Below are 12,105 nucleotides of genomic sequence, written 5' to 3'. Positions count from 1 at the left end.
GCTAAGTTGGTGCGGGTCATGCCTTACTCGCCACCCGAACCCGCCGAACCGGACCGGCTCCGCCTGTACGCCTACCTGTCGGCGCCCGAGCGCCGCACCTACCTGGCGATCATGCGCCTGTTCACCGGCACCCTCCTGGCCGACCTGGGCGCCGGCGACGTGGGCGCCGCCCTGGCCGCGGCCGAGCGCCGCGGCGAGGTCGACGAGGGCGAGTCCCGGCTGGAGACCGTGGTGGACCGGCTGGAGCAGCTGGCCCGCTGGGGCAACCTGGTGCCCGGCCGCCGCGAGCCCGCCGCCACCATCGCCGAGTTCACCCGCAGCCGGGTGCGCTACCAGGTCTCCAAGCTCGCCATGCGGGTGCAGCGCGACGTGGACGACCTGCTCACCGTCGCCGAGGGCGCCCGTGAGGTCTCCCGCGAGCTGCTCCCGGCCATCGAGAGCGGGCTGGCCGAGACCTCCCGCCTGCTGGACGAGGCGCTGGAGGCCGCGCCCGGGGGCCGGCCGGCCCCCCGCGCGCTGCGCGAGCGGCTCTCCCAACAGGTGACCACGCTGTTCCTGCAGCACGGCGAGTTCGCCGCGGCGGTGCGCGACTTCTACGCCTACCTCGGCTCGGTGATCGCGCGCTACGACCTCTCCCCCGAGGAGATGGCCGGCTTCAAGCACATGCTGCTGGAGTACGTCGACCTGATCGCCCGGGACGTGCTGCGCCACGCCGAGCCGGTCGCCGACCGGCTGGCCGCCCTCGACGGCCGCCGGGACGCGCTGCTGCGGGTGCTCGGCGGCGGCGCCGACCTGGTGGCCAACACCTCCGTGATGGGCCAGACCGAGCTGATGGAGCGCGCCCCGGGCCGCACCGCGGCCGACTGGGACGGCCTGGCCGGGTGGTTCGCGGGCCGCCCGGGCCGCCCCTCGGAGGCCGACGAGCTGCGCGAGGCCACCAGCAGGGCGATCAGCGCGCTGCTGGGCAACGTCAAGCGCGCCACCGGCGCGGGCGGGGTCGACCCGGGGCGCCGCCGCGACCTGCTGCGCCTGGCCGCCTGGTTCGACGGGGCCGCCCCCGCCGACGCCCACGACATGTACGCCGCCGCCTTCGGGCTGTCCTCGGCCCGCCACCTGGCGCTGGCCCCGGAGGAGGACGCCCCCTCCCCCGACCTGTCCTGGTCGGACGGCCAGGGGGTGCCGGTCGAGGTGAACGTGCGCAGCCGCGGCGAGCGCGCTCCCGGCGGGCAGATCCCCCGCCTGGGCGACGACCCGCTCGGCCGCGCCGCCCTGCTGGAGGAGGAGGCCCGGCGCAAGGAGCGGCGCGCGGCCGCGGTGGGCGAGCTCGCCTCCGCCTCGGGCGACCTGGCCGGTGCGCGGCTGTCGGCCGACGCCCTGGAACTGTTCTGCGAGCTGCTCACCCTGGCCGGCGCCTCCCGCGACGCGCCCGCCGAACAGGGCACCGCCGCCGACCCGGTGTCGGGGCTGACCCTGGTGCTGCGGCCCGGCGGCGGCGCGGCCCGGATCGGTTCGGTCTTCGGCACCCTGGAACTGCACGGCACCGATGTGGACCTGGCGGTGGCGGAGACGGCCGCGGCCGGGGGCGGGGCGGACCGGTGAGCCCGGCCGCACGCACCCCCCGGCCCCCGCGGACCGCACGGTCCGCCGCCCGGCCCGAGCGCTCGGCACTGGAGGGCCTGGACGCCATCGAGGCGGCCCAGGTGCGCCGGTGCGCCCGCGTGCTGCTGCGCCGCCCGCTGCTGCGCGCCGACGGCCCGGAGGGCGACGCCCTGCCCGCGGTGCGCCGCTACTCCGACCGGCTGCAGGCGCTCTTCGCCCACTACCTGGGNGGCCCCCCCCCCCCCCCGCCTGTACAAGACCGGCCGCACCCCTGACGGGATGCGCGGCGCGCACAAGGCCAACGGGGCCGCGTTCACCCCGCGGGCCTACGCCTACCTGTGCCTGGTGCTGGCCGAGCTGACCGGCGCGGGCGGCCAGGTGCTGCTGTCGGGGCTGGTCGACCAGGTGCGGGCGGCCGGCGCCGAGGCCGGGCTGGACCTGGGCGGGGGCATCGTGGACCGGCGGGCGCTGGTGGCGGCGCTGCGCCACCTGATCGATCTGGGGGTGCTGTCCGAGACCGACGGCAGCGTGGGCCCGTGGGCGGAGGACGCCGGGCGCGAGGCGCTGCTGACGGTGGACGTGGAGCTGCTGGGGCACCTGGTGGCGGCCCCGCTCGGGCGGCTGGAGGGGCCGGAGCAGCTGGCCGCCGGGGGCGCGCCCGGACCGGGCGACGACGTCCGGTACTCGGTGCGGCGCCGCCTGGTGGAGGACCCGGTGGTGCTCAACGGGGACCTGACCCCCGAGCAGCGGGACTGGATGCGCACCCGGCTGCGCCAGGAGTCGGAGCTGCTGGAGGAGCTGCTGGGCCTGCAGCTGGAGGTGCGCGCCGAGGGCGTCCTGGCGGTGGACCCGGAGGGGTACCTGAGCGACCTGCTCTACCCCGGCCACGGGACGCTGTCGCGCATCGCGCTGCTCACGGCGGACGCGGTGCTGCGCGGCGGCGACGGCGCCGACCGGGACGGCTCCGACGGGGACGGCGGCGGTGAGGACGGCGAAGCGCCGCCCGGCGGTCGGACCGCGGTCTCCTACCGCCGCCTGGAGGAGGTGGCCGCCGACATCGTGGCCCGCTACCCCAAGGCGTGGTCGAAGGAAGCCGTGCGGGACACCGCGCGGCTGGCCAGGTCGGTGGCCCAGACGCTGGTCCAGGCGGGGCTGGCACGCATCGGCACCGGTCCCGACGGCGCCGAGCGGGTCGAGCTGAGCCCGGCCGCCGCGCGCTACCGCCCCCGCCCCGACGGCCCCGAGGGCGACGGCGACGAGGACGGCCGGGACGGTGAGGATCGCCCCGCCCCGGCCGACCCCGGCGAGGGCCAGGAGTCCCTGTTCGCCGTGTCCGGGCCCGAGCCGTGAGGGGCGCCGTGATGCACGACGACCGCTCCCCGGCACCGCGGCCCCGCCCCCGCCGTCCGGAGGCCCCGGGCCGCCACGGCGCGGGCCGCCACGGCGTGGGCGGCCCCGGCAGCGGGGGCGGTCACCGGCCCCTCGCCTGCGGCACGCGAGCGGCCGTGCGCCGCGCGGTCCGTCTCCGGACCGCGGCCGCCCCCGACGACCGAGCCGCCCCGGCGGGCCGGGGCGCGGTGCCGCACCGCGCCCCGTGACGCCTCCCCCGACTCCCCTGTTCCCCCGCCCCCGATCGCACGCCCTTTCGGAAGCGACGACCGACGTGAGGACCGACAACGTGGAGAGCACCTCCGACCCCCGCAGCCGCTGGCGCCTGCACCGCGGCGGCGTCGTCAACATCTGGCAGTACCGGGACGAGGAGTTCGACCTGTCCGGCGGCCGGGTCATCTTCAAGGGGACCAACGGCTCGGGCAAGTCGCGCACGCTGGAGCTGCTGCTGCCGCTGTGCCTCGACGGCGACCTGCGCAACATGGGCTGCAAGGGATTCGACACGGTCAGCATGAGCCGCCTCATGCTCGACGACTACTCCGAGGGCACGGTGCGGCTCGGCTACGCCTGGGTGGAGCTGCGCCGGGTGCTCGACGACGGGGCCGAGGACTTCTGCACGGCCGGCATCGGCGTCAAGGCCTCCGCCTCCAGCAGGCAGATCACCGACTCCTACCGGTTCCTCACCCCGCTGCGGGTGAACAAGGACTTCGCGCTGCTGGAGCAGGACCGCCCGATCACCGCCGCGCGGCTGCGCGAGCACATCGGCGAGGACGCGGTGGTCCCCTCCCAGGAGGCGTTCCAGCAGCGGGTGGCCGAGACCGTCTACGGCATCAGCGGGGGCGGCCGCTACACCGACCTGCTGCACCTGCAGCGGACGCTGCGCAACCCCGACATCGGCCTGAAGGTCCTGCAGGGACAGCTGGAGCAGCTGCTCTCCGACGCACTGCCGCCGGTGGACCCGGACGTGATCGCGCGCACCGCCACCGGGCTGGACAACCTGGAGGGCGTGCGGCGCAACGTGGCGCGGCTGCGGCGCGCCGATTCCGCACTGCAGGAGTTCCTGGAGGGCTACCGGGGCTATGCGCGCGGGGTCCTGGCCGACCGCGAGGCGCGCCTGTCCAAGGCGGAGAAGGCGGCCGACCGCGCGCGCTCGACGCTGGAGCGGCGCCGCAAGGAGCGCGCGGACGCCGAGGCCGAGCACCGCCGCGCGGCCGACGAGCGCGACGCCCTCAACGCCCGCATGGACACCGTGCAGACCGACCTCGAGGCGCTGAAGTCGTCGGCCGCCTACGGCGCCCTGGGCGACCTGGAGGACAAGGAGGCCACGGTCGCCTCCCAGAAGCGGCACACCGAGGCCGCGCTGCGCACCGCCGAGGACCTGCGCGCCGCCGAAGAGCACTCCCTGGAGGCGGTGGAGCGCGCCGCCGCGCTGCCCGCGCGGGTCGGGCGGGAGGCGTCCTCGGCGGCCGCGGAGGCCCGCGGGGCCCTGCGCGAGCTGGGACTGGGACAAGTGATCGGGGCGCTGCCGGACCTGGAGCCGGCCGTGCGGCGCGGCGAGGAGGCGGCGCGGGTGCTGCGCTCGGCCGACCCGGCCGCGCGCCCTGAGGAGACGGTGCGGCCGACCGCCCCCGAGATCGGCACCGCTGCACTGGCCGAGGCGGCCGAGGCGGCGGCGGGTTCTCTGGAGGGGGCGGCCGGGGCCGCCGCCGACCGGGGCCGGCTGCTGGCCGGACTGCGCGCCGAGGCCGAGCGGCTGGCGGAGGCCGAGGCGGGGCTGGAGCGGCTGGGGGAGCGCGCCGAGGCCGCCGCCGAGGAGTCGGCCGCGGCCGACCGGCGGGCCCGCGAGGGCGAGGAGCGCCTGGCCGCGGCGGCCGAGCAGTGGAGCACGGCGGTGCGGAGCTGGCGGGAGGAGGCACTGCCCTCCGGCGACCGGCCCGGCGCCGACGAGCTGCCCCCGGCGCCCGACGGCGAGGAGGTGCTGCTCGACCCGGGCGCCTTCCGGGACGCGCACCGGGACGTGCGCGCCGCCCTGCAGCCGCGGGTGCGGGCGGTGCAGCGGTCGGTGCTCGCCGCCGAGCAGCGGCTGTCCGAGGCCGGGGCCGAGCGGACCCGGCTGGAGGGCGAGCTGGCCCGCCTGCGCGAGGCCGGCGAGGTCGGGCCGCCGGTGCCCCCCTACACCACCGCCGAGCGCGACCCGGCCCAGGGCGCCCCCTTCTCCCGGCTCGTGGACTTCGCCCCGCACCTGGAGGAGGACGAGCGCGCCGGCCTGGAGGCCGCGCTGCGCGCGTCCGGCCTGCTGGGGGCCTGGGTGCGGGCCGACGGCGGGGTCGGGGCCGGGGGCGACGAGACCTGGGCGGTGCCGTCGGGCCCGGCCGTGGGGCCGACCCTGGCCGATGTGCTGGTCCCGAGCACCGGCGGCGGGCCCGGCGACGGGGACGAGGTGGGCCGGGACGGGGACGGCGGGTCCGGCGACGGGCCGGGCGCGGTGCCCGATGAGGTGGTGCCCGAGGAGACGGTCCGCGCCCTGCTGCGGTCGGTCCCCCTGCTGGCCGGCGGCACCGGCGACGCGGACGGCATCGGCGGGCCGGCGGTCGCCGCCGACGGGACCTGGCGGGCCGGGGTGCTGGCCGGGCGGCACGGCAAGGAGCGGGCCGAGCACATCGGCGCCGGGGCGCGCGAGGCCGCACGGCGGCGCAGCACCGAGCAGGCCGAGGCCGCGCTGGCCGACCTGGCCGGGCGCGAGGAGGGCCTGCGCGCCTCCCTGGAGTCCGCCCAGCGCCTGGAGCAGGAGTGGAACGCCTGCCTGGAGGCCTTCCCCGACATCTCGCCCGTGCTGGCCGACCTGGCCGAGACCCGGCAGCGCCGCTCGGCCGCGGCGCGAGCCGCCTCCGAGGCCGAGACGGCCGAGGCCGAGCACGCCCGGGCGCGGGCCCGGCTGGAGGCCGAGCGCGCCGAGCACCGCCGCACCTGCGGCGACGCCGGGCTGCCCGAGGGCGCCGAGGCGCTGCGCGAGCTCGCCGACCGGGCGCAGGCCACCGCGGCGCTGCTGGAGCGCGCGTCCGGGCGACTGCGCGGGGACTACACCGACGCCCTGGGGGCGGTCGCGGCCGCCCTGGAGGACCACGCCCGCACCGCCGCCTCGCGCGCCCAGGCCGAGGAGGAGGCCGCCCGCACCCACCGGGCCTACGCCGAGGCGCACGGGGTGCTGGAGACGCTGCGCTCCTCGCTGGGGCGCGACGCCGAGGAGGTCAGCGCCCAGGTGCGGGCGCTCACCGAGGAGCGCACGCGGCTGCGCGACGAGGCCCCCAAGGCCCAGGCGGAGGTGGAGTCCCGGCTGCAGGCGCTCACCCAGGCCGAGGGGCGCACCGAGCAGGCCGAGGGCTCCCTGGAGGAGGCGCAGGCCGCGCAGGCCGACGCCGAGGACGCGCTCACCGACACCGCCGAGGTCCCGGGGGTGTGGGAGGCGGCCACCGGGCTGGTGGAGGTGCCCTTCGAGCGCGCCGAGCTGCGCACGGCGCTGCGCGGGGCGCTGGAGGAGGGCGGCCGGCCCGGGGACCCCGGGGCGCTGGAGCGCGACCTGATCGCGCGGGTGCAGGCGCTGCAGACGGCGCTGGCCGGGACCCACGACGTGCAGGCCGACCGCGACCGCGGGGTGCTGACGGTGGCCGTCAGCGATGAGGCGGGCAGCGCCCCGGCGGCCTCCACCGCCCGGCTCACCGCCGCCCGGCTGGCCGAGGCCGAGGACAACCTGACCGGCGGGGAGGAGCGGGTCTTCGAGGAGTTCCTGCTGGGCGACGTGGCCGAGGAGCTGCACCGGCAGATCCGCGCCGCCGAGTCGCTGACCCGGCGGATGAACACCGTGCTGGAGGGGGCGCACTCCAGCCAGGGGGTGCGGGTGGAGCTGGCCTGGGAGCCGGCCCCGCACCTGGACCCGGCCGAGCGGTCGGCGTTCGCGCTGGCCAAGAAGTCGGTGGCGGAGCGCTCGGAGGAGGAGAACGACCGGCTGCGGCGGGCGCTGATGGACCGGATCCGCGCCACCCGGGCCGAGGGGCGCAGCAGCGGGTACGCCGAGGTGCTGGGCGCGGCGCTGGACTACCGGGAGTGGTTCGCCTACCGGGTGCGCATCCACGACACCGGGCCCGACGGCAACCCGCGCGACCGGCGGGTGCGCCAGCTGTCGTCCGGGGAGACGCGTCTGGTGTCGTACGTGACGCTGTTCGCGGCCAGTGCCGCCTTCTACGACGCGCTCCGCAGCGAGCTGGACGGGCCGCTGCGGCTGGTGCTGCTGGACGAGGCCTTCGAGCGGCTGGACGACCCGACCATCGCCCGCCTGCTGGAGCTGCTGGTGGACCTGGACATGGACTGGGCGATCACCTGGCCCTCGGGCTACGGGGTCTCGCCCCGGATCGACCGGATGCACATCTACGACATCCTCAAGCGCAAGGGCGCCTGGGGTGTGGCCTGTGCACGGACGACGTGGAACGGCAGCGGCTTCGAGGCCTCCCCGGCGGCGTGAGGCCGGCTCGGGCCCGGCTCGGAGGGGCCGGGCGCGTCGGCCTCCGGCGGTCGGCGGGCCGCACGCGGGCCGCGGGGAAAGGCCGTCAACTCCCCCGCGGGCGGGATTATTCCTCCGCCCGCTTGTAGGAAGGGCTACAGGATCCGGGTAGGCGACCGGCTGATAGGTTCATGATCAGCGATTCGCAGATCGCTCCTGAGCCTTAAGAACAACCACGTGTCAGAGGAAAGGTGCGCACATGTCCGCGCCATACACGCTTCCTGAGCTGCCCTACGACTACGCGGCGCTGGAGCCGTGGATCTCCGGTCAGATCATGGAGCTCCACCACGACAAGCACCACGCGGCCTACGTCGCCGGTGCCAACACGGCGCTGGAGAAGCTGTCCGAGGCGCGCGAGAAGAACGACTTCGGCACCGTCAACATGCTGGAGAAGAACCTCGCGTTCAACCTCGCCGGCCACGTGAACCACACCGTCTTCTGGCCGAACCTGTCGCCGGACGGCGGCGACAAGCCCGAGGGCGAGCTGGGTGCGGCCATCGACGACCAGTTCGGGTCCTTCGACGCCTTCCGCGCCCACTTCGGCGCCGTGGCGACGGGCATCCAGGGCTCCGGGTGGGCCATCCTGGCCTGGGACATCCTCGGCCAGAAGCTCATCATCGAGCAGCTCTACGACCACCAGGGCAACCTGGCGGCCGGCTCCTACCCGATCCTTCTCCTGGACATGTGGGAGCACGCCTTCTACCTGCAGTACAAGAACGTCAAGGCGGACTACGTCAAGGCGTTCTGGAACGTCGTCAACTGGGCGGACGTGCAGCGCCGCTTCGAGGACGCGCGCAAGGTCGTGCTGGGCTAGCACACCTGCGGTACGAGAGGGGCGGAGCGCCGACGGGCGCCCCGCCCCTCTCGCGTGTCCGGGTCCGGCCAGGGCCGGGCTCCGGGAGGTGTGCCGGGGCGGGCGCCGGGTTCAGGCGGCGCTGCGCACCTCGGTCAGCGCCCGTACCGCCTCGACGGGGGAGCCGACCACGGGGCCGCCGGTGGCCTCCAGGCGCTCGCGGCTCATCATGCCGCTGGAGACCAGCAGGGCGTGCGCCCCAGCCTCGCGCGCGGCGCGGGCGTCGTCGTCGATATCACCGATGAGCACCACCGTGGCCGGGTCGATGCCCTGCTCGCCGAGGTGGTGGACGAGGTGCTGGGCCTTGGAGTCGTCGGCGGCGTCGAACTTGCGCCCGTCGACGCGGGTGAAGTGCCCGGACAGGCCGCGCTCGGCGACCAGGTCCACCACGTGGCCGTGGGAGGCCATGGACAGCAGCGACTGGCTGCCCCCGGCGGCGCCCCAGCCCACCAGCACGTCGGGGACGCCCGCGGCCAGCCCGCAGCCGGGCAGGTGCGCCCTGTAGTGCCGGTCGTACTCGGTGTTCAGCCAGGCCCACTCGCCCTCGTCGAGCGGGCGCCCCAGGTGGTCCTCGTAGCAGGCGAGGAGGGGGCGGCGGAAGACCGTCCTCCAGTAGTCGAGGTCCACCGGGGCGCGGCCGAAGGGCTCGCACACCCGGTTCAGGGCGGTGAGGTTGGCATGGTTGTCGTCCAGGAGCGTGCCGTTCCAGTCCCAGACGATGTGCCGGACTCCCGAGAGATGGTCGAATCTGTTCTCAGCCACCCACGCACTCTAAACGCCGGTGAGGACTCTGGACGCCGGGGTCGCCTTCCGGTGGGATGGGCAGGGTCCCTATCCCCCGATCCCCCACGAGGAACCCTGTGCACAAGCGAGAACCCCACAGCGGACCCGCACGCACCGCGCTCCGGACCGGAGCGCTCGCGGCGGCGGCGCTCATGGGGGCGGCCGCCCTGGCCGCCCCCGCCGCCGCCGACACCCCCGAGCCGGTGGTCGAGGACGGGCGCACCCAGCCCGTGTTCGACTACGCGGACGCGGTCTACCACGAGGTCGACATCGTCACCGAGGCCGACAGCGACCGCGACGGCGAGCCGGACACCGTCCGGATGCGCATCATGCGGCCCGCGGAGACCGACGAGGGGCTCCAGGTGCCCACCATCCTGGAGCCGAGCCCCTACTGGGCGGGCACGCACGAAGCGCAGATGTACGACGTGGACCTGGACGACGACAGCGCCGGCACGGTGCCGCGGGGGCGGCCCCGGGCCGGGTCGGCGCAGGACATGGCGCAGGCCGCGGCCGAGGGCCCGGAGGGGGCCGGCGCGGCGGCCGGCCCGTCAGCGGCGGGCGGGGCGGCGACCATGCCCAACTACTACGACAACTACTTCCTTCCGCGCGGGTACGCGGTCGCCCAGCTGGACAGCCTGGGCACCGGCGGGTCGACCGGGTGCCCCACCAGCGGCGGCGACAACGAGACGCAGGGCGTGAAGGCCGCGGTGGACTGGCTCAACGGCCGCACCGCCGGCCACGACCCGCAGACCGGCGAGGAGGTCTCGGCCGAGGACTGGTCCACCGGGGACGTGGCCATGACCGGCATCTCCTACAACGGCACGCTGCCGATCGCGGCGGCGAGCACCGGGGTGGAGGGCCTGCGCACGATCGTGCCGCAGGGCGCCATCTCCTCCTGGTACGAGTACTACCGCGACAACGGCGGCGTGGTCGCGCCCGGCGGCTACCAGGGCGAGGACGCCGACGTGCTGGCGAAGCTGGTCTACACCCGCGAGGACGACCAGGTGTGCGACCCGGTCATCGACGGGGTGACCGAGGGCCAGGACCGCGAGAGCGGCGACTACAACGACTGGTGGGACGAGCGGAACTACCGCGACGACGCCGGGGACTTCGAGGCCAGCGTCTTCCTGGCGCACGGGCTCAACGACTGGAACGTCAAGACCGACCAGGCGCTCCGGCTGTGGGAGTCCCTGGAGGACCAGGGCGTCGAGCGCAAGATGTGGCTGTACCAGGCGGGCCACATCAACCCGTTCAACCTGCGCATGGACGCCTGGCTGGACCAGCTGCACCGGTGGTTCGACCACGAGCTGTACGGCGTCGACAACGGGATCATGGACGAGCCACGGGTGGACGTGCAGAAGGCCGACACCGAGTGGGCGGCCCAGCGGGACTGGCCCGGTAAGGGCACCTTCCCGGTTCCGCTCGGGCTGCGGCCCGGGGGCGAGGACGGCGACGGCGGCCTCGGGCTCGGGCGGCACCACGGCAAGCCGGCCTGGGAGGGGTTCACCGACGAGGGGCGCACCACCGCGGCCGAGGACCTGGTGGCCGACCCGGCCACCGGCAAGGACGGGGCACTGGTGTACCGCACCGAGGAGCTGCCCGGGGACGTGCGGATGAGCGGCATTCCGAAGGTGACGGCGCGCGCGGCCATGGACGGCTCCTCGCCGTACCTGACGGCGCTGCTGGTGGACTACGGCACCGACACCCGGCCCACCGGGCAGGTGCGCTACGACACCGACGACCGCGTCTGCTACGGCGAGGGCGTGCCGGAGGACCCCGGCTGCACCTACCCGAGCTACAACGTCACCGAGGAGTCCGACTTCAAGATCGTCTCGCGGGGGTGGATCGACGCCCGCAACCGGTGGTCGGAGGAGCACCAGCGGCCGGTGGTGACCGATAAGCCCTACCGGTACACCTGGGAGCTGCAGGGCCAGGACTACGTGTTCAAGAAGGGGCACCGGATCGGCGTGGTCCTGGTGTCGACCGACTACGACTACACGCTGCGCTACCCGGCCGACACCGAGGTGCAGGTGGACACCAAGCGGACGTCCATCACCCTGCCGGTGTCCGTGGGCCGGCAGAGCCTGGCCTAGCGGGCCGGAGGCACGAGGGGGCGGCGCCCGGAAGGGCGCCGCCCCCTTCGTCGTCCGCGGCGTGCACGGGGCGCGCACGGGGCGCCGACCCCGGTTCCGCGCGGGCCGGGCGCTCAGGCGGGGGCCTCGGCCCCGCGTTCCCGCTTCCTCCGGCGCCGTCGGCGCCAGGCCCACACGCCGACGGCGGCGGTGGCGGGGACGACGACCAGGATGAGGATCGGGAGCACGATCGCCAGGAAGGAGGTGACCGCGCTGGCGACGTCCTCGATGACGCTCACGACCGGGCCGCCCGTGCCGGCGGTGACGGTGTTGAGGACCGGGCGGGAGACGGCCTTGAGGACGTGGAAGGCCAGCGCGATGACCGCCCCGGTGATGATCGGCCACCAGGAGCCGTCGCCGGCGTCCATGTCGGTGGTGAAGGACGAGGCGCCCGCACCGAACGTGATGCCGCCGGAGGTGGGACGGATCAGCGTCTGCACGACGTCGTTGACGCTGTCGACGGCGGGGACCTTGTCGGCGAGCACCTCGACGGCCAGCAGGACGCCGAGGACGACGAGGGTGGCGGGGTGCTCCAGCCACGCCCATGAGGGGGCCAGGTCGAACAGCGGGGTGAACCGGGACAGCAGCCCGGCGGCGAGCAGGGGGATGTAGGCGTTGAGCCCGGCGGAGGAGGCCAGGCCTGCGCCGGTGAGGAGTTCGAGCATCCGCAGACTTTCCGAGAGTTTCCCGTCACCCGCACACCACGGGGCATGCGTTCGTAGAGAGTACGGGACCCCGCCCGCCGCCAGACCACGAGCACGGCACGGTCGTGTCCGCTGGAGTGGTGGAACTGC

The 12,105-nt window shown here is 75.8% G+C and carries 7 protein-coding genes; 5 read left to right on the top strand and 2 right to left on the bottom strand.

The annotated features are described in order from the left end of the window. Positions 1–18 precede the first annotated feature (18 nt). The 4 genes from D450_RS0123645 to D450_RS0123625 all read left to right on the top strand — a co-directional run bounded on the left by D450_RS0123645 (position 19) and on the right by D450_RS0123625 (position 8,357). Positions 19–1,599: a DUF2397 domain-containing protein gene (locus D450_RS0123645; protein ID WP_017541104.1), complete on the top strand. Its 1,581-nt coding sequence runs from the start codon at positions 19–21 to the stop codon at positions 1,597–1,599. Between the two features lie 279 nt (positions 1,600–1,878). Further along, a complete protein-coding gene (locus D450_RS31105) occupies positions 1,879–2,949 on the top strand; it encodes a TIGR02678 family protein (RefSeq protein ID WP_017541102.1) in 1,071 nt (356 codons plus the stop codon). A 328-nt stretch (positions 2,950–3,277) separates the two neighbouring features. Further along, on the top strand, positions 3,278–7,504 hold the full coding sequence (locus tag D450_RS0123630; protein WP_017541100.1) for a TIGR02680 family protein: 4,227 nt from the start codon (positions 3,278–3,280) through the stop codon (positions 7,502–7,504). Between the two features lie 238 nt (positions 7,505–7,742). Continuing rightward, positions 7,743–8,357, top strand: a complete 615-nt coding sequence (locus D450_RS0123625) for a superoxide dismutase (protein WP_017541099.1) — start codon at positions 7,743–7,745, stop codon at positions 8,355–8,357. Positions 8,358–8,468: 111 nt separating this feature from the next. Here D450_RS0123625 and D450_RS0123620 read toward each other — a convergent pair whose 3' ends face one another. Continuing rightward, positions 8,469–9,158 (bottom strand): HAD family hydrolase, encoded by a 690-nt coding sequence (locus D450_RS0123620; RefSeq protein WP_017541098.1) that lies wholly within the window; start codon positions 9,156–9,158, stop codon positions 8,469–8,471. Positions 9,159–9,256: 98 nt separating this feature from the next. Here D450_RS0123620 and D450_RS0123615 point away from each other — a divergent pair, with 98 nt between their 5' ends. Further along, positions 9,257–11,272, top strand: coding sequence for a Xaa-Pro dipeptidyl-peptidase (locus D450_RS0123615; protein WP_017541097.1), 2,016 nt, complete (start codon positions 9,257–9,259; stop codon positions 11,270–11,272). Between the two features lie 113 nt (positions 11,273–11,385). Here the strand turns inward: D450_RS0123615 and D450_RS0123610 are convergent, their stop codons facing one another. Further along, entirely contained in the window at positions 11,386–11,976 is a 591-nt protein-coding gene (locus D450_RS0123610) for a DUF4126 domain-containing protein (protein ID WP_017541096.1), read from the bottom strand. Positions 11,977–12,105: the final 129 nt, after the last annotated feature.

It is taken from the genome of Nocardiopsis halophila DSM 44494, from assembly GCF_000341245.1.
Lineage (GTDB): Bacteria > Actinomycetota > Actinomycetes > Streptosporangiales > Streptosporangiaceae > Nocardiopsis_A > Nocardiopsis_A halophila.
The sequence above is the reverse complement of the archived record's forward strand: the minus strand, read 5'-3'. Positions and strand labels throughout refer to the sequence as shown.

What these genes read in the sequence shown, in the direction of transcription:
- D450_RS0123645 (WP_017541104.1), top strand. Translation starts at nt 19, where the DNA reads ATGCCTTACTCGCCACCCGAACCCGCCGAACCGGACCGGCTCCGCCTG.
- D450_RS31105 (WP_017541102.1), top strand. Translation starts at nt 1,879, where the DNA reads ATGCGCGGCGCGCACAAGGCCAACGGGGCCGCGTTCACCCCGCGGGCC.
- D450_RS0123625 (WP_017541099.1), top strand. Translation starts at nt 7,743, where the DNA reads ATGTCCGCGCCATACACGCTTCCTGAGCTGCCCTACGACTACGCGGCG.
- D450_RS0123610 (WP_017541096.1), bottom strand. Translation starts at nt 11,976, where the DNA reads ATGCTCGAACTCCTCACCGGCGCAGGCCTGGCCTCCTCCGCCGGGCTC.